This is a genomic window from Acinetobacter calcoaceticus (assembly GCF_051947995.1).
GTDB lineage: Bacteria > Pseudomonadota > Gammaproteobacteria > Pseudomonadales > Moraxellaceae > Acinetobacter.
In genome coordinates this window covers 386,332-409,214 of the sequence record NZ_JBLVVH010000003.1, presented here as the reverse complement: position 1 = coordinate 409,214, position 22,883 = coordinate 386,332, and the positions used below count along the sequence as shown (strand labels likewise).

At 43.6% G+C, this 22,883-nt stretch carries 20 protein-coding genes; 15 read left to right on the top strand and 5 right to left on the bottom strand.

Annotated features, from left to right (window positions below; all coding sequences use genetic code 11):
• The 15 genes from ACNQO6_RS07860 (at position 1) to ACNQO6_RS07790 (ending at position 16,404) form a co-directional block, all read left to right on the top strand.
• A complete protein-coding gene (locus ACNQO6_RS07860; RefSeq protein ID WP_440208592.1) occupies positions 1-762 on the top strand; it encodes a (2Fe-2S)-binding protein in 762 nt (253 codons plus the stop codon).
• Positions 759-1,376 carry an RraA family protein gene (locus ACNQO6_RS07855; protein WP_440208591.1) on the top strand — a complete coding sequence of 206 codons (618 nt, stop codon included), beginning with the start codon at positions 759-761 and terminating at the stop codon, positions 1,374-1,376. The genes ACNQO6_RS07860 and ACNQO6_RS07855 overlap by 4 nt, the downstream gene beginning before the upstream one ends.
• A 93-nt stretch (positions 1,377-1,469) precedes the next feature.
• Positions 1,470-3,761 (top strand): TonB-dependent receptor, encoded by a 2,292-nt coding sequence (locus ACNQO6_RS07850; RefSeq protein WP_440208590.1) that lies wholly within the window; start codon positions 1,470-1,472, stop codon positions 3,759-3,761.
• Positions 3,762-3,842: 81 nt separating this feature from the next.
• Positions 3,843-4,136, top strand: a complete 294-nt coding sequence (locus tag ACNQO6_RS07845; RefSeq protein WP_032869123.1) for a hypothetical protein — start codon at positions 3,843-3,845, stop codon at positions 4,134-4,136.
• A 1-nt stretch (position 4,137) separates the two neighbouring features.
• Entirely contained in the window at positions 4,138-5,661 is a 1,524-nt protein-coding gene (locus tag ACNQO6_RS07840; RefSeq protein ID WP_440208589.1) for a PepSY-associated TM helix domain-containing protein, read from the top strand.
• Positions 5,658-5,990 (top strand): hypothetical protein, encoded by a 333-nt coding sequence (locus ACNQO6_RS07835; RefSeq protein ID WP_440208588.1) that lies wholly within the window; start codon positions 5,658-5,660, stop codon positions 5,988-5,990. Before ACNQO6_RS07840 ends, ACNQO6_RS07835 begins: the two co-directional genes overlap by 4 nt.
• A gap of 146 nt (positions 5,991-6,136) precedes the next feature.
• Complete coding sequence (locus ACNQO6_RS07830; RefSeq protein WP_440208587.1) at positions 6,137-6,775, top strand: GNAT family N-acetyltransferase; 639 nt, start codon at positions 6,137-6,139, stop codon at positions 6,773-6,775.
• A gap of 235 nt (positions 6,776-7,010) precedes the next feature.
• Entirely contained in the window at positions 7,011-8,321 is a 1,311-nt protein-coding gene (locus ACNQO6_RS07825) for an MFS transporter (protein ID WP_440208586.1), read from the top strand.
• A gap of 343 nt (positions 8,322-8,664) precedes the next feature.
• Positions 8,665-10,794, top strand: coding sequence for a bifunctional mannitol-1-phosphate dehydrogenase/phosphatase (gene mtlD / locus ACNQO6_RS07820; protein ID WP_440208585.1), 2,130 nt, complete (start codon positions 8,665-8,667; stop codon positions 10,792-10,794).
• 259 nt (positions 10,795-11,053) lie between these two features.
• Positions 11,054-11,677: a 2'-5' RNA ligase family protein gene (locus ACNQO6_RS07815; RefSeq protein ID WP_440208584.1), complete on the top strand. Its 624-nt coding sequence runs from the start codon at positions 11,054-11,056 to the stop codon at positions 11,675-11,677.
• 2 nt (positions 11,678-11,679) lie between these two features.
• Entirely contained in the window at positions 11,680-12,198 is a 519-nt protein-coding gene (cobU, locus tag ACNQO6_RS07810) for a bifunctional adenosylcobinamide kinase/adenosylcobinamide-phosphate guanylyltransferase (protein ID WP_440208583.1), read from the top strand.
• Between the two features lies 1 nt (position 12,199).
• Positions 12,200-13,270 carry a nicotinate-nucleotide--dimethylbenzimidazole phosphoribosyltransferase gene (gene cobT, locus ACNQO6_RS07805; RefSeq protein WP_440208582.1) on the top strand — a complete coding sequence of 357 codons (1,071 nt, stop codon included), beginning with the start codon at positions 12,200-12,202 and terminating at the stop codon, positions 13,268-13,270.
• Positions 13,260-13,865: a histidine phosphatase family protein gene (locus tag ACNQO6_RS07800; protein ID WP_343579256.1), complete on the top strand. Its 606-nt coding sequence runs from the start codon at positions 13,260-13,262 to the stop codon at positions 13,863-13,865. The genes cobT and ACNQO6_RS07800 overlap by 11 nt, the downstream gene beginning before the upstream one ends.
• A 111-nt stretch (positions 13,866-13,976) precedes the next feature.
• Positions 13,977-15,560, top strand: coding sequence for a histidine-type phosphatase (locus ACNQO6_RS07795; protein ID WP_440208581.1), 1,584 nt, complete (start codon positions 13,977-13,979; stop codon positions 15,558-15,560).
• A gap of 100 nt (positions 15,561-15,660) precedes the next feature.
• Positions 15,661-16,404: an adenosylcobinamide-GDP ribazoletransferase gene (locus ACNQO6_RS07790; RefSeq protein WP_440208580.1), complete on the top strand. Its 744-nt coding sequence runs from the start codon at positions 15,661-15,663 to the stop codon at positions 16,402-16,404.
• Between the two features lie 60 nt (positions 16,405-16,464).
• On the opposite strand, the gene ACNQO6_RS07785 is transcribed toward ACNQO6_RS07790, so the two are convergent.
• The 5 genes from ACNQO6_RS07785 to ACNQO6_RS07765 form a co-directional block, all read right to left on the bottom strand.
• Entirely contained in the window at positions 16,465-17,928 is a 1,464-nt protein-coding gene (locus tag ACNQO6_RS07785; RefSeq protein WP_440208579.1) for a PepSY domain-containing protein, read from the bottom strand.
• Between the two features lie 3 nt (positions 17,929-17,931).
• Positions 17,932-20,043: a TonB-dependent receptor gene (locus ACNQO6_RS07780; RefSeq protein ID WP_440208578.1), complete on the bottom strand. Its 2,112-nt coding sequence runs from the start codon at positions 20,041-20,043 to the stop codon at positions 17,932-17,934.
• A 74-nt stretch (positions 20,044-20,117) separates the two neighbouring features.
• Positions 20,118-20,621, bottom strand: a complete 504-nt coding sequence (locus ACNQO6_RS07775) for a hypothetical protein (RefSeq protein WP_440208577.1) — start codon at positions 20,619-20,621, stop codon at positions 20,118-20,120.
• Between the two features lie 128 nt (positions 20,622-20,749).
• A complete protein-coding gene (locus ACNQO6_RS07770) occupies positions 20,750-21,841 on the bottom strand; it encodes a 3-deoxy-7-phosphoheptulonate synthase (RefSeq protein ID WP_005285707.1) in 1,092 nt (363 codons plus the stop codon).
• Between the two features lie 118 nt (positions 21,842-21,959).
• Entirely contained in the window at positions 21,960-22,847 is an 888-nt protein-coding gene (locus ACNQO6_RS07765; RefSeq protein WP_440208576.1) for a sulfite exporter TauE/SafE family protein, read from the bottom strand.
• Positions 22,848-22,883 lie beyond the last annotated feature (36 nt).

Sequence of the window (22,883 nt, the reverse complement as noted above, 5' to 3'; positions counted from 1 at the left end):
ATGAAGATGTGTCGCCATTTTCAAGCAGAGTTGGAAACTTCTTTTTCAGTGCTGCAACAGCATCTGAAGCTGGAAATACACTGTTCCAACCAGCAGGCCATCACACTTGCTGACCTGTTCGACGACTCGATCTGTCAGCAGGTGCTGCAGGATTTTGCGACACGTATTCATGCCACGAACCAGAGATGTGCCACCTCATTATTTATCAAATACTGGGCCACGCTGTGGGTGTTGCCTTTTATGTACTGTCAGGCTGCATCGCTTCCTTTTGTGAAATGGCAACCTTCGATCTTTATCGTAGAGCTACCTGAAAAATGGAACTGGGAGCGACGAATCCAACTGACTGATTCAGCGAGTTACGCCTGCCATAGCATGTCTCTGCCGGAGCTTGATGCCATGTTGCTACAGTTCAATGGCCTGTTACAGCAGTTTGCCCGCGTAGGGCGTGTGTCGTATGCCTTGCTCTGGGAAAATGTTACTGTGCGCATGCTGCAGTTTTATCGTTCCTTAGCGCAGCAAGATTTAGACAATGACATGCGTATCCGGTTGCAACAGCAACAACAGCTGTTAAAAGCAAAATCGGCACAAAGTTTTAACCTGCCGGAAAATCCCTTTCTCAAGTTATGCAATAACTGGCATCCCGAATACAACACCTATATGCGACAAAAGTGCTGCTTCTATTTTCAACTAGAGGAAGCCAGTGGGGAGTTATGCCGAAATTGCCCCTTGCAGCTGAAAAAAACAACAGAGATGAAATCATGAATCAAGTTATCCAGCCCGAATTGCTGGTTCAAGCCTATAAAAACATTGCCACCTCGACCATCGGGCATGTGCTGGATCTGGGACATGTCCCACAGATTTTTCCGATGTCCCCACAACAGCATCTGGTGGGTCTGGTCAGGACCGTGCGCTTGCAATCCAAGAATGCCAGTCAGTTGCGACAGGTATTGCTGAGCTGCCGGCCCAATGAAGTACTGCTCATCGACGCCAGATATGATTTGCAACGGGCATGCTGGGGAGAGCAGAGAAGTGTCGCCGCGATTCATTGCGGTTTGGCTGGTGTGGTGGTGTTGGGCGCGGTCACGGACCGTCAGGCATTACTGCAGCTCAAATTGCCGGTTTTCGCTCAATCCGTGAGTTGTCTCACCACACGAAATGAAGGAGAAAGTCTGGTCGAAATGGATATCGGCATCGAGCTCAATCAGTTTACGGTGCAATCCGGTGATTTGCTGATTGGTGATGCAGATGGAATTTTTATCTTAAAACCAGACATGGCGGAAGCCTATCTGGAACAGTTCCAGCAGCTGGAGCAGGCAGAAAAAGACAGGAAAAACAATTTTTTTAAACAAGAGAGGAAAGAAGATTATTATTTTTAATAAAAATCATTCTCATTAAAAATTAAATTTAGTATGATGGCGTGCCTTTTGGATATTTTTTGAGTGATAGAAGGGCTCTGGAGAAAAGAGAAAATGAAAGTCAATAATGAGTTTAGGGCAAAACAAGTACTGTTTAAAATGACACCATGTTGCCTTGCTGTTCTGGCCATGTTTGCACAGCATGTCCATGCTGAAACTGCTGTATCGGGGGATATTGCAGTAAGCGCAGCGCCCACACAGAAGCCTGTTGCACAATTAGAAAAGATTGTCGTCACGGCAACGCGTACACCAAAAAATATTGCAGAAATTGCCGGTACGGTTCAGACCATTGACCGTCAGCAGATTACACAACAGGCAACCGCGGGACGTAAGGTTGCCGATGTTCTGGCACAGCTGGTACCGTCTTTGGCACCCAGCAGTGGGACCACCAGTAATTATGGTCAAACCATGCGTGGCCGCAATGTACTGGTCATGATTGATGGGGTATCACAAACCGGTTCACGTGATGTCTCCCGTCAGTTGAACAGTATTAGCCCAAGCATGATTGAGCGGATTGAAGTAATCTCTGGTGCAACCAGTATCTATGGTTCTGGCGCAACGGGCGGCATTATCAATATTATTACCAAACGTGCAGATACTTCAAAGCCACTCAGCTTTGAAAGTAAAGTGGGCATTACCTCTTCAGATACTTTCCGTGGGGATGGATTGGCGTATGAAGTTGGACAATCGGTATCGTTTAAACAGGGCAATGTTGATGGTTTCCTCGGGGCAAACTTTACCAGTCGTGGTTCTCAGTTTGATGGCGATGGTGACCGCATTTCTCTGAGTCCTTGGCAAGGCAGTACCATGGACAGCGATACGATTGATGTCAATGGACGTTTGAATGTTAATCTGACAGATCAGCAAAGCCTGAGCTTTGGTGCACAATACTATAAAGATAAGCAAGATACAGATTACGGCCCGGACTATTCATATTTGCCGACCACGGGTACAAGTAATGATATGGGGACACCAAGCTATAAAGCTATTAAAGGTTTGAAGCTGAGTAATCCGCTATTTACTGAACGCTATGCAGTAAATTCACAATATCAGAATCAAGATTTCCTAGGTCAGGTATTGAATGTGGAAGCCTACTATCGAAATGAAAAATCAAGATTTTTCCCGTATGGCTTAACCACTAAATCAGTTAAGACGGTAAACCAGTCGCAATCTGAAATCGAAGTTGCAGGCCTGCGTTCGACCATGCAAACAGACTTTAATATTGCTGATCGAGCGCTGAAATTAACCTATGGTATTGATTATGATTGGGAAAAAGACAAGCAATATATTGATATTCTGGCAACCGAATATCCTTATTTAGTCTATACCCCCACAGGTCAGCGTAAAGGTTATGGGCCAAACACCGAGATCCAGAATATTGGTGCTTTTGCCCAAGGTGACTATGCTATTAATGATCAGTTGAATATTCAGGCCGGTGTTCGCTATCAATATATTCAAGCAGATACTGACGCATATATTCCAAGCCGTGAGTCGAACATGGTGCCAGCAGGTTCGACCCATGATGATAAACCGCTATTTAATTTAGGTGCGGTGTATAAACTGAATGATGCACAGCAAGTCTATGCAAACTTCTCACAAGGTTTTAGCTTCCCGGATGTGCAACGCATGCTGCGTGATGTGTCGACCTTTACGGTTTCAACTTCGAACTTGCAACCCATTACGGTGAACAGTTATGAGTTGGGATGGCGTTTAAATCAGGATGATGGTTTAAATCTGGGTTTAACAGGATTCTATAATAGCTCTGATAAAACTGTTCAGTTTAATAACCGGGCAGCTAAAATTGTCGATACGGACCAGCGTGTTTATGGAGCGGAGGCCACTGTAAGTTATCCATTCATGGATAATTACAAAGTGGGCGGAACACTGGGCTATACCCGTGGTCAATATAAAGATGCTGCAAACCAGTGGCATGAACTTAATTCATTTGCTGTCGCGCCAGTAAAAGGGACTTTATTTGCTGAATGGGACAACGATGAAGGTTATGGATTGCGTGTACAGATGCAGGCCATTAAAGGCAGCAACAAGGCTTATAATGATGATCGTGACTTAGCTGCGCGTGCTAATGCCAGTCAAGACGATGCATTTAAAGCGGCTGTGAAGGCTGATGCCAATACCGCTGCAAAAATTAAGGGCTACGCCACTATGGATGTATTGGGACATGTGCCTGCCGGAAAAGGTCGTGTAGATTTTGGTGTATATAATGTTTGGGGACTTCAATACGAGACAGTATTTGCTCAGCAAGCAGCTGTTTCAAACGGGAATCCATTATTGGCGATCCCAGCGGAAGGCCGGACCTATGGTTTAAGTTATACCATCAGCTATTAATTGGAACATCGGAAGAAATATCTGTGCATATGCAGATATTTCTTCATTTTATTTTGGCTTTTACAGATCAAGGCAATACCGATGCGCCGTACAGAACAACAAGAACCTTTTAACTTAACTTATCGCAGCGTTTTTTTCATCTGCCTGGCTGCCTATTGTTATAGTTCCTGGCTCAGTCTGGTTTTAACGGATTGGCTTCCTTTTGCCAAAGCTGAAAATGTCTATTTTGCAGTTTTTCTCAGTTTCATCTTTTTTATCTTTTACGTGATATTGACCAGTGCAATCGTGTCTAGACGCTGGTTCTGGATCATCAATAGCTCAGGCATCTTATTACTGGCAAGCTACTGGCTCATGCGCAAGTGGGGAATCGGTTAAGATGAATTTTCGTCAAATACAGGCCATTCTGCATCGCTGGTTTGGCATTATGGTGTTATGGGTCATCTTTTTTATTTTCTTAACCGGGTCGATTGCCTATTTTCGTACAGAAATTAATGTCTGGGCACAACCTGAGGCGCTCAGCCAGATTCAGAGCCTACCGACTCCCCAGACTTCGGCACAAACGGCATTTAACTATCTCAAACAGCACGCCGCTGATGCAAAAAGATGGCGTGTGACCGTTGCTAGTGAACGTATGCCGGTCAATTTACTGCAATGGCAGGATCAGACAGGCAAACACCAACAATTACAAAATCCCGTGACAGGAGAATTACTCCATCCCGTACGTCAGACCTTGGCGGGCGATTTCTTTTTTAAATTGCATTACACCCTATATCCATTGCCGAGCAAGATCGGCAGTTTCATCGTGGCAATTGTCGCCCTGATCTTATTAATCAGTTTAATTACCGGGGTGATCACGCATAAAAAGATCGTTAAAGAATTTTTTGCGTTTCGTGCTTTTAAAGGCCAGCGTTCCTTGCTTGATCTGCATCATATAACGGGAGTGATTACCTTTCCTTTTTATCTGGTGATGGCATTTACCGGGCTACTGATTTTATTTTATCTGGTGTTACCGTGGGGACTATCCAAACATTATGCGCAAGACGGTATACCCCAGTTCTATAATGAGATGCAGTTTATAAAGTTGGCAAAACCGCAACCATATTCATCTCAGGGCAACATGCAGCCATTTGAACGCTTTATTCAACAATTGCCCGCGCAGGCACAAACAGGCGCAATACTCGATAAATTTGAAGTACAGAAACCCAATACGCCAGAGGCGATGATCACCTTTGATTATAATTATAAAAATATTATTACCTTAAATACGCCACAATATATTTTTGCAGCCCATACTGCCGAGCCACTGGCTCAACCCAGAAACTTATCTGCCATTGCTCAACTGGCTTCATCTTCTTACGGAATTCATCTGGGTTATTTCGCCTCGTACTGGATGCGTTTGATCCTGTCGGTGATGGGGATTATGGGATGTGTAATGTTGGCCGCAGGTGCCTTGCTGTGGCAGAAAAAACGCATGAAAGAAGCGCATGCTTTTAGCTATAAGCTGGTCCAGCATCTCAACTTTTTTACTTTCCTTGGGCTGCCGCTGGCCTGTGCCAGTTATCTATTGGCAGGACGACTGTTACCTGTCGCATTTGAACCGCGGGGGAGTTATGAAGTTTCTTCCTTTTATCTCACTTGGCTGTTGAGTTTGCTTATCAGTCTGCTGCTGCGTACCCGAATGGCTATGTTACTGGTATTGGCAATGACAGCGGCGGTTCTGTTCTTGATTCCTCTCAGTAGTTTTGTGATGGTACCAGAGGCTGCTTTATGGCAGAGTCTCAAGCATTCGCGTTGGTCACTGGCTGGGGTAGATTTGGTGTTGCTCGTGATGGGTGGCCTTTATCTCGGTGCAATTCATTTTTATCTGTCCAGATTTAAACCTGCAGGAGTCTCAACATGAGTTTTGCAGCACTTTGCTGGGCCTTGGTTGCTTTTATACAAGGTTGCATGCTGAGTCAGTATGGACAGAAGCAACTGCAATATGCCTGGTTGAATGCAACCAGGAGAAAGTTGTTGGGTTTTTCGGCCATTATTTTTCTAGCATGCTCTTTGGGACTGAACTGTTGGTCTGAAGGCAGCTCGGTTGGGCCACTCAGCTGGGTATTTGTGATCTTACCCGCAGCCTTCTTTTTGCAGGTGCTGGGTTTTTATCTGTTTAGAAAATACTTTGTACAGATCTGGTGCTGTGCAATGCTGGCTGCGCTTATTTTTACTTTAACTGGCAATTAAAGGTGTGGCGTATTGAATGGCTGAGGGCTATTTAACGATTTTTTACTGGGTTCAGTTCATTAACAAAAAACAAGAAAAACAATGGTTGTTGTCTTAATAAAATTGATTATCATTATCATCTAATATTAAAGGCAAGGAATATCTGCATGCTTACATTGTCACAAAAACTTCCTGATTATTTTGAGTATTATGAAGACGGGACACAATATTACCTACGCCAGGTTCAATATCCGCAGGATATTCCTTTATTGCACCAATGGATGCATGAACCACATGTGATTCCACAGTGGCAACTGAACAAGACTGAACTTGAGCTGCAGGTCTACTTTGACAAAATGCTGGCCGATGACCATCAACGCTTACTGATTGTCGGCGTCGATGGGAAGGATGTGGGTTATACCGAAATTTATGAAGGGAAGCGTGATCGTTTAGGTCGTTACTATGAAGGTGATGATAATGATCTGGGCTGGCATTTACTGTTCGGAGATAAGTCGGTTTTTGGTAAAGGCTTTTTAAGACCAACTATCCGTCTATTGAGTTTCTATATTTTTGAAAATTCGCCTGCACACAAAATTGTAGGGGAGCCAGACCACACGGTAAAACCTTATGCAGCGGTTGTTGCTGATCTTTGTTATGAAAGTCAGCGCCTCATCCCGATGCCTGAAAAAACAGCCATGCTCTATTACTGTTTTAGAGAAACGTTTTATGATAAGTTTGGCGAGTATTATACCGCCTCAAAACAACAGCATAGCCTGCAGCAGTCTCAAGATTTAAGCCTGACTTAAACTGAATTTAAGCGTTAAATTGAAAATAAGCCTCAACGGATGTTGAGGTTTTTTTATGTGGAAAACATCATTTCAAAAATAAATAATATATTGATATATAAAATTAAAGAGTGTTTTTGATGAATAAAACAACATATTGTTATTTGCTGAATTTACGAATATCATAACTAAATTACGAATAAAGTAATAATGGGTTGAAAAATTATAGTTAAAGCAACATGGAGAAGGAATCACCATGAAAGAAGTTGCATTAAATGATTTGATTGACCAGCAACGTGTCGGACCTTATCAAAAATTTATTCTATTTACCTGCTTATTGTTGCTGATCATGGATGGCTATGACATTCAGGCCATGGCCTATGCCGCGCCGATGATTATCGAGGCGTGGGGTGTCGAAAAAACCATGTTGGGTGTGGTGTTTAGCGCCAGTTTGTTTGGATTGTTTGTGGGTTCATTTGTTTTAAGTTCGCTATCGGACCGGTTTGGCCGCCGTCCGGTCTTGTTGATCTCAACGTTAGTATTCTCTGTACTGATGTTATGGACACCCCATGTTGCCAATATTGAACAACTTGCGGTCATACGGTTTATTACGGGCATTTTCTTAGGCGGCATCATGCCGAATGCCATGGCCTATAGCTCTGAAATTGTGCCCAATAAATATCGTATTTTGACCATGATGGTGATTTCTTGTGGTTATACCGTCGGTGCCATGCTGGGAGGAGGGATTTCCGCTTTACTTACGCCCATAGGCGGATGGCAGGCCATTTTCTATTTTGGCGGTATTATTCCGCTGGTCATCTTCTTTATCATGCTATTTAAGTTACCAGAATCATTGTATTTCTTAGGCGAAAATAAAAAGAATGAGCAAACGATTCTATTCTGGCTTAAGAAGTTTTATCCGGCATTGGAACTCAATACAGCAACTCAAATAATTGGCAATATCGGCCCTAAAATCAAAAAATCACCTTTGGAATTATTTAAAAATAAGCGTGCTTTTTTTACCTACTCGATCTGGGTGATCAGTATCTTGAATATGATCAGTCTGTATTTCCTTGCCAACTGGTTACCGACCTTATCCAAAGAGTCAGGACTCTCCTTGAATCATGCCCTGATGATTGGTTCAACCTTGCAACTGGGCGGGACCATTGGCAGTATTGTGATGGGCTTAAAAATTGACAAGATCGGTTTCTATAAGGTTTTAGTTCCAGCCTTTCTGGTCGCTGCTGTCAGTGTGGCCTTGATTGGTTATTCGGTTACTCATATTGCCTTGCTCTATGTGGTTATTTTCATTGCCGGCTTTGCGATTGTCGGCGGACAACCCGCCATTAATGCCTTGTCTGCCAGCTATTATCCAGTTTCATTGCGCACTACAGGTGTGGGCTGGAGTATTGGTATTGCCCGTTTAGGCTCAGTGATCGGGCCTTTATTCGGTGGATATCTGGCTAAATCACTGATCATTACTCATTTATTTGTCATTGCAGCCGTTCCATCTGTCTGTGTGATTGTGATGTTACTGGTTCAAGCCAAATATCGGGTAGAGGGCTGAATTTTGAGGCCGCCAGGTGCGGCTTTTTATTTCCCCAACTGAATCCAGTTGTCTAGAACAGAGGTAAATCTTTATCATTTATAAGCAATATTCAACGTTCTGTATCTCATGGTTGAGTGGTGATTGTTTTGATGGATGTCATCTTATAAAACAAGGTGAGTAAAAAACGATCATCATTTTGTAGCGGATGCAAGTAATCTTTACAAATTTAGTCAACAATACGCCGAAAAAAATAACTTTAGGTTGATTTTTGATCAAATTTATTTCATTTGTTTACCATCGCCAATTTGTCATGTTTTTTTGGTTAACCTAAGGAACGCAAGAACAAAACAAAGGAGTAAAGATGCTGATTTTTCACGATTATCCTGTTCAGGGAGCACTTTTTGATATGGATGGCACAATGTTTGATACTGAGCGATTACGCTTTCAGACATTGAAACAGGCCTCTCAAGAGCTCATTGGACAGGAATTTTCCGATGAATATTTAATGCAGTGTCTTGGACTCAGTGCACAAACAGCCGAACAACTTGCCCAAAGTTTTTATGGTGAAGATGTTCCGTATAAAGCCATCCGAAAACGAGCAGATGAACTCGAACTGGAATCGGTTCGCCATAATGGTGTACCTATTAAGAAAGGTCTGATTCAGGTACTGGAACGACTACGCAAATCTGGCCTGCGTATGGCTGTAGCGACATCTAGTCGCCGGGCAATTGCCGAAGAATACCTGATCAATGCCAATGTTTATAAATTTTTTGATTTGTTGGTTTGTGGTGATGAAGTCGAAAAAGGCAAACCGCATCCTGAGATTTTTATCAAAGCCGCACAAAAATTAAATTTGCAGCCGCAACAATGTCTGATGTTTGAGGATTCGGAAAACGGGATCTGTTCAGCCTGTGATGCGGGCGGCATCACGATTTTATTTAAAGACATCAAAGAACCGAATGACAGCATGCTGGCCAAGGCAAATTTCTATTATCAGGATATGTATGAATGCCTGAATGCGCTGGACCAGTATATTCCTGAAATGGGCATGCCGCAGTTGCAAGAACCCTTTCCGCAAAGTATCAATCAACTCACTGTCGGGATTCATGGTTTTGGTGCCATTGGTGGCGGTTATATCGCACAGGTGCTGTCACATTGGGATGGGTTTACCCGACCCCAGCGTATTCTCGCTTCGACCAGAAACCGCCTATATCTGGAATCGGTCAACAGTTTCGGCAGTTACAGTATTCGTTATGGACAATCCTCTTATGATGAACGGATTGAAAACCTGACGGTGATTGATGCTGACAATGAACAGCACATGCTGGAGATGTATATGCATTCTAGCCTGATCGCGCTGTGTTTGCCTGAACAGGCCATTGCATCTGAAGCCAGAACAATTGCGAGGGGGTTGTTGGCACGCTTCATGTCGCAAGATACGCAGCAGCATGAGCCGATTACCTTTTTGATTATTCTGAATAAAGTCTGTGCAAAATATCTGGTCCTGAAAAATATCCGTGAAGCTTTGCTTGAAATTACCGATGAGGATATCGCAGAGCACATCCTCAGTGAGCACTATTTTTGCGATACCGTGGTCAACCGAATGGTTGCCAAGCTTTCCGATCAAGCCCTGTATCGTCAGCTGAATATCAAGCATCGTTTATTCAAACAATACCAATCTGACCTGAATGAAGAAGCCATCGAGCTTTCAGATGAAACTGCACTAACCGAGAAACAGGAACAGCAAATGACTGACTGTTTATCGGATATGCGTGGACAGTTTCAGGCGGGGCAGTTTTTGCAGAATATGGATCTGATCCTGTTCCATAGCGAAACCGATATGCCGATTTATGTGGAAAACCGTAGTCCGATCTTGAGTAAAATGCGGCAAATGATTCTGGTAGAGCAAATTTCTGATATCCAGATCATTAAAAACCGCTTATGGAACGGCTGCCATGCCATGACCGCCTGGTATGCCAGCATGCATGGTCATGACATGATCGGGATTGCACTGGCAGATGCCAAGATCAAGAAATATGTAGAACAGCTGGTTGAGGAAGTCAAACTCGGTTTAGCCAATATTGTGCCCAATCAGGCCAAAGAGCTGGACCGGATGGCGGAAAGTTTTCTGCATTCTTGCCGCTCCGCCTATAAAGATACCTGTGAACGGGTGGCACGTGATCCGCTCAGAAAACTAAGCTTTAATGAGCGCGTATTCGGTAGTCTCGAAAATCATATCCAGCAGCAATTGCCTTATCAAAAGATTGTGCAAGGTGCAATCTATGGATATGTCTATGCCTTAAAACAGCTAGAAATTGAGGAGTTGGAGATTGTGCAGCATATTGGTAAAAATATTGAAATGATGGATATTAATACCAGTCAAAAGAAAGCAGTATTAGATATGCTGTATCAAGGTATTCAGGCAGAATTGCATGACTATACCTTTAGCTATGATCTAAATGAAAACCAAGCCAAGTCTGCGCTGGTTTAGCATTGCAATCCATAGACAAGCCAAGATCGTGAGCGCTAACACAGCTTTAAACCTATAAAGTTGTGTTAGCTTTACGGCGCTAGCTTTGTCAAGTTGAACGTTGGGCCAGATCATTTAACTGACCGCGTATGCAGATATGCTTGATTGACGTTATTCCTAATAAAAACTGTGACAATATTGAAAGAGATGCACAAGTATTCCATTTTTTCCTAAGCTTATGTTTTAATCCTAAAATCTATATTCTTGACTGCATATTGTTGTGTTATTGCAATCCGCTACCCAAATGTGTCCGACCATAGTTCGGGATTATCCTGAATGGCATCTGGGACGTTCAGACTATGCACTTTGGTATATTGAAGTTGATCAGCCCGAGCTGATTCAATATTTAGATGAAATTCAAACCCGATTTTCAGACCTGCTTCTGCCAAAACAACAACGTCAATATCATATTACCTTATTCGTCTGCGGTTTCTTGCAGCCTGCTGTTAAACAATACGATGACGATTTTCAGATACAACAATTACAACAGCAGATTAAACTGCTTGAAGGATTACCGCTCACAGCTTTTGAGCTAGAAATCACACGGACCGATAGCTTTAGCAGTGCTTTGTTCTCACAGATCCAAGATCAGCAGGGCGTACTGGGCCAAATTCGTCAACAATTTGCTCAAGTCTCCGCAGAGATCGCAGCACCTGAATATTGTCCGCATATTACTTTAGGTTTGTATCGTGAAGCATGGCCGAGTGATAGGGTATTGCAGCGGATACTACAACTTCCGCTCAAAAGCATCAAGATTCAGGTCAAAAAACTGACTTTCGGCTATTATAAGGCACAGATTTTACAAGGATTACTGTATCCTTATCAGCAAATTGAACTAGGTTAGATATGTTGCAACTGATTTTAGGTGGGGCACGCTCAGGTAAAAGTCGTTTGGCAGAACAAATCGCCAAAGATTCGGGGTTAACCGTCATTTATATGGCGACGGCGCAAGCCTTCGATGAAGAAATGCAGCAGCGGATTGCCCATCATCAACAACAACGTCCTTATCATTGGCAAGTGCTTGAAGAACCGATTTATCTGGCAGATCGACTCTTGCAATGCGATCAAGCCAATCAGCTGATTTTGGTCGATTGCTTGACTTTGTGGCTCAGTAATCTGTTATTGGCTGAAGACCCAGCCTTGCAGCAACAACAGATGCAAAAACTATTCGAGGTCTTACCGCAACTCCACTCGCAAATTATTCTGGTCAGTAATGAAACCGGGCTTGGGGTCGTACCGATGGGAGAAATCAGCCGCCGTTTTGTCGATGAAGCAGGGCGTCTGCATCAGACCTTGGGGCAACTTGCCAATAAAGTCATGTTTTGTGTGGCAGGCTTTCCAATGATTTTAAAAGATGAGAAATAACATGACTGAACAAGCACAATGGTTTTTAGCTGCAGTACAACAACCAGATTTAGATGCCAAACAACGAGCTGAACAACGTCAACTGCAATTGACCAAACCTACCGGGGCGCTAGGGCAACTTGAGCAGCTTGCCATTCAATTGGCAAGCTTACAGGGCACAGTATATCCACAGATTCAACAGCCTTGGATTACGATTTTTGCAGGCGATCATGGGGTTGTTGCTGAAAATATTTCGGCTTATCCGCAAGCGGTAACCCGTCAGATGCTGCAAAATTTTGCTTCCGGCGGTGCAGCCATCAATGTCATTGCCAAGCACCATCATGCACATTTACAAGTGGTGGATTGTGGTACGGTGGGTGAGGTCTATGATTATGTCGGTGTTGAGCGCCATTGTATTCGTGCAGGCACTGCCAATTTTGCCCAGCAGGCTGCAATGACGGAACAAGAATGCTTAGCAGCGTTGCAACTGGGCAAAGATAGCGTTGACCGCGCCAAAGCACAAGCTGCCGATATTTTTATTGCAGGTGAAATGGGGATTGGTAATACCTGTTCAGCTTCAGCACTGGCCTGTTTATTGTTGAATGAAGATGCTGCTCAATTGACGGGTGTGGGTACAGGCATTACGAATCAACAGTTGCAACATAAAATCTCGGTCATTGACCAGGCGGTGAAGCGGCATCAAGTAAATGTTGCCGATGATGCTTTAAAAATCTTGGCTGTAGTTGGTGGTCTGGAAATTGCTGCAATGACGGGGGCTTATATCCGTTGTGCACAACTTGGTTTGCCAATCGTGGTGGATGGTTTCATCAGCTCGGTTGCCGCTTTATGCGCGGTACGCATCCAACCGCAAAGTCACGCATGGATGTTATTTGGACATCAATCGGCTGAATATGGTCATCAGCGTGTGCTAAAAGCCTTAGAGGCTCAGCCTATTTTAAATATGAATTTGCGTCTTGGCGAAGGTAGCGGTGCAGGAGCTGCATTGTCGATGCTGCAACTGGCTTGCGTATTGCATAACCAAATGGCAACTTTTGCTGAAGCTGCTGTAACAGGTGATAAAGTTGCACCTTGATTTACTGCGGCATGGTGAAACCACACTGAGCCATACCTTGCGAGGGCATCTCGATGATGCCTTGACCGAACATGGTTGGTTGCAAATGCAATCCACCATTCAGCAGTATCTCGATGCTCAGATACACTGGGATGTAATTATCAGCTCGCCCTTGCAACGCTGCCAAAACTTTGCGGCAGCATTCGCCCAAAAACTCGAATTGCCCTTATTACTCAATGCTGAAATCAAGGAAATGTATTTTGGTGATTGGGAAGGCAGGTCCACTCAAACCATTTATGAAAATGAGCCTGAGTTATTGGCTAATTTCTGGCAATTTCCAACGCAATATCATGCCCCGAATGGGGAGTCGTTGCATCAATTCCAGCAACGTGTCTTGCATGGTTTTAATAAAATTTATGTTCAAATGCAGCAACACAACTGGAACAAGGCATTGATTGTGACACATGGCGGGGTGATTAAGTTGCTGACTTGTCTGGCCCGTGAGCAAAAGCTGGATGACCTATTAACCATGCCCGCAGAGTTAGGCAAACTGTATGCTTTAAATCTAACTCAGGTTGACGCTCAACTTCATTTTTGTGAACGTACAGCAATTTAGCAGCGATTCCTTCTTATTGCATTTCCAAGATCTGCCTGGATGATGTAATCGAACTGTCATTGCCACTGCCTATGATACAGGACAATTTCTTGAGCAATAAACCGATCATCCATGAAGATATTATTAAAAAGCAGTATGTTATGCGTGAGCATTTTATTGGCAGCCTGCAATAACGATGACCAGCAACACAACCCGACATTCCCTGAAACCAGTATCCCATCAAAATATTATCAAACTAAAACCCCTTATCAGCCTCAGCAAGACCTAAACAAATACGAAGCGATTCCACCAGGCTTTCAGCCGGTATTTACAGAACTGGTGGCTCGTCATGGTTCACGCGGTTTATCCAGCATGAAATATGATTTAGCACTCTATAACCTGTGGAAACAGGCCAAAGCTGAACAGGCACTCACGCCTTTGGGCGAAAAGCTGGGCGCAGATTTGGAAAGCATGATGAAAGCCAATATTTTGCTGGGTTATGGGGTAGAGGGCATTCGTCAGTTTGGCTATGGTAACGAATCCATGACCGGTATTCAGGAGCATCGTGGAATTGCAGATCGTTTATTAAAACGCTTACCCGATCTATTTAAAGCTGCCTCGACCCAACCTGCTTCAATTTTAGTGCAAAGTTCAGGTGTAGACCGTGCGGTGGACAGTGCAAAGTTCTTTACCGCTGAACTGATTCAACAGCAACCACAATTAAAGACCCACATCACCCCAATTTCATACACCAGTTTAGCCAGTAGCAACGTGCCATCGATTGAAGATGGTGGCGTGGACCGTTTTAAACTTTATTTTCATAGTTTGAATAAAGATCAAGATTTAGCACATCCTTTATCAGCACAACAACAGGCCATTTACGATGCCAGTCAGGCGTATCAGCATTTTGAAGAAGAGGATGCAGATCTGGTCAATAAGTTAAATGAACTTGCGAAAAATAGTCGTGCTGAACAAGTGGCAAAGAGCGTATTGAATCCATTGTTCAAAGCAGAATTTATTCAAAAACTGGGAAGCACAGGCTATGTGTTTAGTAATACTGGTTCATATAGCGTCACTTCGCCTAAAGGTGAAATCATCACTGAAAAAGGTAAGGGCAAAAACAGTATTGCCAGTGCCGTGGATGCAGCTGCTTACCTGTATGAGTTATATTCAATATCAGGTGGCATGAAAACCGAATTGAAAGGTGTAGATTTTGATCGGTATATGCCTGTAGATGCAGCAAAATTTTATGCTGAATTTAACGATGCCAATGATTTTTATAGCAAAGGGCCAAGTTTTACCGAATCGAAGAATGTCACCAGTGCAATTGCGCAAGGCCTAAAGCAGGACTTATTTAAACAAGTCGATGCGATTGTGGATCAGCAGAAAGCACATCGTGCGGTATTACGTTTTGCCCATGCCGAAATTATCATTCCATTGGCGACCAGTTTAGAGTTGCACAATATGATGCAACCTTTGCCTTTACGTCAAACCTATAGCTACCACAGCAGTACTTGGCGAGGTGAGGTGGTGTCACCCATGGCAGCGAATCTACAATGGGATATTTATCAAGACAAGCAAGGCACAACCTTGGTGAAAATGTTCTATAACGAGAAAGAAACCTTGTTTAAGTCGAGTTGTAACTATGCACGTTATAGCAACAACAGTTTTTATTATGATTATTTGAAGCTCAAACAATGTTATCAAATTCAATAATCTAAGATATTCGGTCTTTTCATTTGGGAATCGCTTGCTATTCCCAATTTTATTTCTTCATAATTCAGGCATGATAAACCCGTTGTCATTGAGAGGTTGCATGACGCCTTTTTGGATTGCCTTGCAGTTTTTGACTGTTTTACCCATTGAACTCAAAACGATGCCAAGCGCAAAGCAGAATGCTCAGGCCATGCTGTTTTATCCTTTGGTGGGTGTATTACTTGGACTCATTTTGTTTGCATCTGCCATGTTACTGGCAAAGCTTCCCATCATCTTGAGTGCAGCACTGATTCTCGTACTCTGGATTTGGCTGACAGGGGGCTTACATCTGGATGGTTTAGCGGATACGGCAGATGCATGGGTGGGTGGATTTGGTGATCCTAAACGAACCTTGAACATCATGAAAGACCCTGCATGCGGCCCAATCGGGGTGCTGAGTTTAGTTGTGGTCTGCTTGCTAAAATTTGTGGCCTTATACGTTTTGCTTGAACAACAACTGGCTGCTTTTTTAATTGTCTTGCCCATGCTTGGGCGCAGTGTGCCGCTGTTTTTATTCCTCACCACACCTTATGTCCGTGCTCAAGGCTTAGGCCGTTCAATGACAGATTTCATGCCAAAAAAGCGACTTTGGATGGTTTTTGTCATTACAATTGCATTGCTTTGTATGTTTAAATGGCTTGGGTTAATTGCCTTGCTGGTTTTTTTAGTGATGCTCTTTTATATGCGATCATTATTTATTAAACGAATCGGCGGGATTACAGGGGATACTGTAGGCGCTGCAATTGAGCTGGCTGAAACGGGCGTGCTCCTCAGTACTGTGATAGCCTCGTTCTATATCATTTAAAAAATTACTTGCCTGAGATGGCGTGATCCTGCCTAAAAAAGAAGGATCACTTGAGTAATATTAGCTTTTACGCAATTGAACCCGGAAACCCAACACAGCGAGTAAGGCAACCAGTGCCGCGATCGTGCCCAAGATGATATCCCGAAGCGTCTTATCTATCGGCAACCATGTCCATTTATGCAAATAAGCAAAACTAAAGCCTTCCAAAGCATCCTGTTGCGTGACCTGAGCTGCAATCACACCGCTGCTCGGTTCAATATACAGTCTGAGTTGATTCTCTAACCGAGTTTCAACCTTGATCACGGGCAAGCGTTTGTTGATAAACCCATATTCTCCACCAAAACTTGTCACCCATGAGGCCTGTTGAACCTGTTCTGGTTGTAAAGCTAAATAGCTAGCAGCTAATTGTTTAGTTTGTTTAAGAATATCAATTGGTTTGCCATTACCTACATCGACAAACTGAATCGCGGGAGCTGCTGTATGAGATGCGTGATGATCATGCACTTTGCTTGCCGCCGTCATGCTGCCTTGTAAAGGGCTTGGTCCAATGGCTTGAATCATCCATGCAGCACGAGTATGTGTCTGGCTAAAGGTGATTGGAACCAGATCCAGACGTTGAATAGGCTGCTGAGTGACCTGTTGCCATGCTTCGGTACTTAGATCAGCTGTATGAAAAACAGGTTGAATGTTTTTAATATCGGGCTTTTTTTGCCAGATATGATAGAAACCACTGAGCACCCAAAGCAGAATAAAGACACTTAAACTGATACCTAAATAGCGATGTAGGAAGCGGACCGGTTTTTGCCCTAGACGGTGATTGTGCCGATTATGAATCTTAAAGAATAGGCCAATGCCCATAAAAATCATGCACAGTATGCCAATCAAGGCGATCTGCATGAGAATAGCTTGGCCTGTCCAGGCCTGATCACCCCAAGTCCAGGTATGACCTAAGCGGAAGATTTTTGCCATCCACATCTTTTGATCATTAGACAGCGTAGCCAGTCGTGCTTGTGAAGGGTCTACATAGGCACGTAAACCATTTTGAAAATCAACACGCCAAACAGGTAGTAATCGATTCACGCTCGGATAATCATCACTAAATCCAGTGATCAGCTGACTGGATACAATTTCCTGTTGAGAGAGACCTGTATACCAGCGTGCCAAACGCTTGGCATCTTGTTGTTCCGCATCACTCAGCAATTGGCCGGTCTGACTATCATAGTATTCCGCCATCTTTCGATTGGGCTGTAATATGCGATAGGCAATCTGCTGAGCTTCTAATTCAATCACCTGTAAGGCTGAAAATTGCGATATGTGATGTTGCTTCAGAACATCAGTTGCTGCTAGGGCGTGTGTTAAATCCAGTTGTTGAGGTGGCGGCATTCGTTTTACAGGCTGGGGTTGTGTGGCACTCATGATTGGATGCAACACACCTGTTAAAGACCAGAGTAAAACGAGAATGCCCAACACCATCCCAAAACTACGGTGCAATGACAGTAGTTTTTTCAGTTGTTTGGCATTCATTGCTTATTTCCCAAAATGGTAACTAAAACCTAATAAATAGGTGCGTGGTGCAGCCGGGGTATAACTGACCTGGTTATTACTAAATGAGGTACTTTCCGCATAATGCTGATCTGTGGTATTCAGGATTTGCCCATAGATTTCATAAGCATTTTTACGGTAGTTAGCACGTAGATTCAGCAAAGTATGGCCATCATACCTTTCCGTGTTGGCATCATTGATCCAGTAAGCGCCGACATAAACCGCTTCTGCAGAAAGTAATAGCTCAGGTATGGGCTTGATCTGGTATTCAAGCGTACCAAATGTTTTCGGCGCACTTGGCATGGTGTTGCCGCTATAATCTAAAACACTCGACGGTTGAAACTGCTGATACTCATGTTTGGCCACACTGCCTGAGAGCTTTAAGCGCTGATCATATAAATCACTGAGCTTCCAGGTTCCTCCAATTTCAATTCCCTGATGTAAGGTTTTACCTGTGTTGCGTGGCTCGCGTGTGTTATCTGGCTTGGTATAGCTCATCACTTCATCTTTGCCTTCTAAGCGATATAAGGTGATTTCACCGTCTAAGCGATCATCCAGTAATTTAAAGCGCAGACCTGCATCAATATTATTAAATGTGGCTTCTTTCAGGTCCGGTGTGACCAGATTCGCCCCGTATAAACTGCTGACTTCGGGTGGTACAAAACCTTGTGACCAATTGCTATAAAGGTCAATCGCAGGCGTCAGGTTCCAGACAAAACCGAGTTGAGGACTGGCCTTATGAAAATTGCGTTTTTCATTCGGTGCGCCCGTGGTTTTTGACGGAGTTAATTTGTTTTCATAGTCATAACTGATCCAGTCATAGCGTGCACCACCGACGAGATTTAAAGTCGGTAAAACTTGCCAATTGGCTTGTGCATAGACCGCCTGATTATTGACGTCTACATTAAAGTCACGTAAGCGCTGGCGTTGTTGATAACCGGTATAGACCAAGCTATTCGGATCACGAAATACTTGGATATCATTGGTTCTGGCTTGGTTGGGTGAATGGTCAGCCATCACCCCAACAATCTGTTTGACCTGATCAAATGTCGCTGAATGCTGCGCATTTAAACCATAAGACTGAAAGGCGTTATAGGTGGTTTGTCCGCTATAAGTACCCGTCGGTTTGCCATTTTTAACATCGGTACGGATGTTATAACTTGGATTCTGTTCGGTAGTATTGTCTCGATAATACAAGGTGACTTGGCTTTGTTGCTGATCATTCCATTGATGGTTAATTTGAGAAGAAAGCCGCGTAGCATCCACTTCACGATAGGTAAAGGTTTGGTAGCTGTATCCTGGGCGTTTGCGATAATCATCCAGATTTAAGCTACCGGTCATATCCGCTTTTAAATGGTTATAGCTGAAGATATTTTTGATTTGGGTGGCATCTGAGATGCGCCAGTCATGTCTGAGCGTCACACTCTGTTTATTGCTTTCAGCATGGTCTTGCCAGCTATCGCCACGATCACTGGCATAGGCTGAAACTCTTAAACCATGCTCACCCCAGTCGCTATCAAAGGTATTGGATGCACCGACATCGACACGGCGATATCCCTCAGAACTGGCGCTGATACCAAAATCGGCCGTGGGCGTAGCACTTGGAGCTTTGGTGAGAAAATTAAGGGTTCCGCCAATCGCATTGCTGCCATATAAGCTACTGGCCGGGCCGCGTAAAATTTCGATGCTATCAATGCCCGCCAGATTCACTTCATATAAGGCATTGTGGTTAAACACACCCACGGGGCGAATCGAGACACCATCTTCTAGATATTGATAAACGGCTGCTGTGGTTATCGGTTGGCGAATGGACATCATATGCTGTTCATTGCCCAAGTCGTTCATTAACACACCTGGAGTTTGATTCAGCACCTGTCCAATAAAGGTTGCATGTTTATCTTCGATGTTCTTGCTGTTCATTTTACTAATCGCAGCCGGGGTATTATTAATCGATTCACCTTCACGACTTGCGGTCACCACAATGGTGGCTAAGGTTTCGGGTGTATCAGACGGTGCAGTTTCAGCAAAAACCGCGGAACTATAGCCAACAGACAGGCACGCAGCCGCTAATACAGACAAACGGAATTGAGTATTCATGTTGAACTCTATAAAAAGCAATAACTAAGGACGTACACCCGTTTATTGGCGGGGCACGAAGTAAAATTTGCGATTTATAAAGCCAGTGGTGGGGCTTGTTTGATTGGAAAAATATAGAAGATACGGGCAATGTGCAGATCTTCTGTCCAAGAATGGCACAGGCAGCGAACGCGACTGAACCAAGCCAGTAGAAATATAATAATGAATGCAATCAGCGGGACGATCGCAGCGGCATCGAGGCCATGGGAACATAAAGGACAATGCTTCATGATCTGGCTTGCCAGTGCAAAAACTTGCTGTGCATATTCACTCAGTTGGGCATGTTTGGCATGCTGGAGCTGCGGTCCATGATGCATGTCGTGCATGCTCTGTTGATGATGACCGGAATGGGTTTGAGAGATCAACGAGACATTTTGTATTTCTGTGACCTGACAATGGCTTGGCATTGCATAAAGTGCAGGTACGACGCCTGTATGGACCATCGTTGGTAAGAAGATATGCCAGAGTAAACATAGCAAAGTGACCGCGCCAAAATAGGCACGCCACTTAAGCAAATGTTGACGAAAACTGGACTTCATATCAGCGATACGTCGTAGGAGAAATGTGGCTGCAGTATAATGAAAATAAGAGCTTAGTTCAAAACATATCCGTGTAGTTCAAAACAAAAAACAGGCTCATAAGAGCCTGTTTTACATCTATTTAAACATTAACGATTAGGTAAAACATCTTTTAATGCTTCATGCATTTCGAGTAGGGCTTTTTCTGTAGTTTCCCAGTCAATACAGCCATCAGTCACTGATTTACCGTATTCAAGGTCAGATAGGTTTTCAGGAATATCCTGACGCCCACCTTTTAAGTGACTTTCAACCATAATGCCAACAATGGATTTGTTACCATCCAGAATTTGCTCTGTAATGTTTTTCAACACCAACGGCTGTAAGTACGGGTCTTTATTTGAATTGGCATGGCTGGTATCAATCATGATCTTGTTGCTGACTTTGGCTTTTGCCAACGCTGCTTCAGCTTCTGCAACTGAAGTGGCATCATAGTTCGGCTTGCCGTTACCACCACGTAATACCACGTGTGCATAAGGGTTACCTTTGGTATTGATAATCGCAACCTGACCATTTTCATTCAGGCCCAAGAAGCTGTGACCATGTTTAACTGACTGCATCGCATTGGTTGCAACGGTTAAGCCGCCATCAGTACCATTTTTGAAGCCGACAGGAGATGAAAGACCTGAAGACATTTCACGGTGAGTCTGGCTTTCAGTGGTACGTGCGCCAATCGCAGACCATGAAATCAAGTCTTGATAATATTGCGGTGAGTTCGGATCAAGTGCTTCAGTGGCACATGGCAGACCTTTTTCATTCAAATCAATCAATAATCCACGACCAATATGCAAGCCTTTTTCAATATTGAAAGAGTCATTCATGTCAGGGTCATTAATTAAACCCTTCCAGCCCACAGTAGTACGCGGTTTTTCAAAATAAACACGCATCACTAGATATAAAGTGTCTTTTACTTTTTCGCTAAGAACCTTAAGGCGATCAGCATATTCATGTGCAGCTTTAGGATCGTGGATTGAGCATGGGCCAATCACGACAAACAAACGTTTGTCATTGCCATCTAAAATGTTGCGTACAGTTGCACGTCCTTGTAACACAGTTTGAGACGCAGCCTCAGATAATGGAAGATCAGCTTTCAATTCTGCGGGTGTAATCAGCGTTTGAATGCTTTTAATATTTACATCATCGATATCGGGCTGAGAAACTGGATTTGACTGTAGAGTATTCATTGCTGTCACAAATTCAATCGAAAAAAGAGGTTATTTTGTCTGCGAATATAGCATGAAATGCCGACCGGTTAACTAGCAATAACGATAATTTATGCAGAAAGCAGAGGCATTTGTTCGCTTAAACAATTGTTGTTGAATGACTTGTCTGCTGTACAACGACAGCCTGATGCGTCTCAACTGGCTTCGGTTTGGCTTTTACCGGGTTCACAATAAAGTTCACGCCCAAAGCAAATAAGGTAATCCCTAAAATTTTACGAATCAGTCTTTCTGGCATACGTGAGCTGATGAGTGTACCGACAATAATGGCAGGGATAGAACCGACCAATAACCACATCAACAAGCTAAAGTCGACATTACCGGATGACATGTGGCTAAGGCCTGCAACAGCGGTCAGTAATACCGCATGAACCACGTCTGAACCAATGATACGGATCATGGGTAAATTCGGGAACATCAGGACCAATGCCATGATACCAAAGGCGCCTGCGCCCACAGATGACAGGGTAACAAAAATACCCAACACGATTCCCATGATGACAATGTAATGACGTTTGTGTTGCAAAGCATGTTGCTCGCTTTCCATATTTGCTTGCTCACGGTTACGGAAACGGTCAAACAGCTTTTCAATTTGTGCCCGGAAAACAATAGAAATACCTGTCAGGGTCAACATAAAACCCAAGACCATGGTCAGCACAGCTTTATAATGCGTTGATTGGCTTAAGTAATGTTCGAGTACCCAAGACGTCGCAAATGATGCAGGAATACTGCCTAAGGCAAGCCAGAGGACAATAGGCCAGACAATATTCAGTTTTTTGGCATGAACGACTGAACCGCAGAATTTAGAGATTGAGGCATAAAGTAGATCGGTACCAATGGCAATATGAGGTTCGATCTTAAACAGGCTAATCAGGATAGGGGTCATGAGTGAACCACCACCGACACCCGTAATACCGACACAGAAGCCAACCAATACCCCAGCCATAATAAATTCTATAGGACCAAACATCGACAATATGCCTAATTATGCAAAAATCAGCATATC

Coding starts and splice junctions, on each gene's coding strand:
- ACNQO6_RS07840 (WP_440208589.1), top strand. CDS start 4,138: ATGAATTTTCGTCAAATACAGGCCATTCTGCATCGCTGGTTTGGCATT.
- ACNQO6_RS07845 (WP_032869123.1), top strand. CDS start 3,843: ATGCGCCGTACAGAACAACAAGAACCTTTTAACTTAACTTATCGCAGC.
- cobU (WP_440208583.1), top strand. CDS start 11,680: ATGTTGCAACTGATTTTAGGTGGGGCACGCTCAGGTAAAAGTCGTTTG.
- ACNQO6_RS07785 (WP_440208579.1), bottom strand. CDS start 17,928: ATGAATGCCAAACAACTGAAAAAACTACTGTCATTGCACCGTAGTTTT.
- mtlD (WP_440208585.1), top strand. CDS start 8,665: ATGCTGATTTTTCACGATTATCCTGTTCAGGGAGCACTTTTTGATATG.
- ACNQO6_RS07830 (WP_440208587.1), top strand. CDS start 6,137: ATGCTTACATTGTCACAAAAACTTCCTGATTATTTTGAGTATTATGAA.
- ACNQO6_RS07790 (WP_440208580.1), top strand. CDS start 15,661: ATGACGCCTTTTTGGATTGCCTTGCAGTTTTTGACTGTTTTACCCATT.
- ACNQO6_RS07765 (WP_440208576.1), bottom strand. CDS start 22,847: ATGTTTGGTCCTATAGAATTTATTATGGCTGGGGTATTGGTTGGCTTC.
- ACNQO6_RS07775 (WP_440208577.1), bottom strand. CDS start 20,621: ATGAAGTCCAGTTTTCGTCAACATTTGCTTAAGTGGCGTGCCTATTTT.
- ACNQO6_RS07860 (WP_440208592.1), top strand. CDS start 1: ATGAAGATGTGTCGCCATTTTCAAGCAGAGTTGGAAACTTCTTTTTCA.
- ACNQO6_RS07850 (WP_440208590.1), top strand. CDS start 1,470: ATGAAAGTCAATAATGAGTTTAGGGCAAAACAAGTACTGTTTAAAATG.
- ACNQO6_RS07780 (WP_440208578.1), bottom strand. CDS start 20,043: ATGAATACTCAATTCCGTTTGTCTGTATTAGCGGCTGCGTGCCTGTCT.
- ACNQO6_RS07855 (WP_440208591.1), top strand. CDS start 759: ATGAATCAAGTTATCCAGCCCGAATTGCTGGTTCAAGCCTATAAAAAC.
- ACNQO6_RS07825 (WP_440208586.1), top strand. CDS start 7,011: ATGAAAGAAGTTGCATTAAATGATTTGATTGACCAGCAACGTGTCGGA.
- ACNQO6_RS07835 (WP_440208588.1), top strand. CDS start 5,658: ATGAGTTTTGCAGCACTTTGCTGGGCCTTGGTTGCTTTTATACAAGGT.
- ACNQO6_RS07795 (WP_440208581.1), top strand. CDS start 13,977: ATGAAGATATTATTAAAAAGCAGTATGTTATGCGTGAGCATTTTATTG.
- ACNQO6_RS07770 (WP_005285707.1), bottom strand. CDS start 21,841: ATGAATACTCTACAGTCAAATCCAGTTTCTCAGCCCGATATCGATGAT.
- cobT (WP_440208582.1), top strand. CDS start 12,200: ATGACTGAACAAGCACAATGGTTTTTAGCTGCAGTACAACAACCAGAT.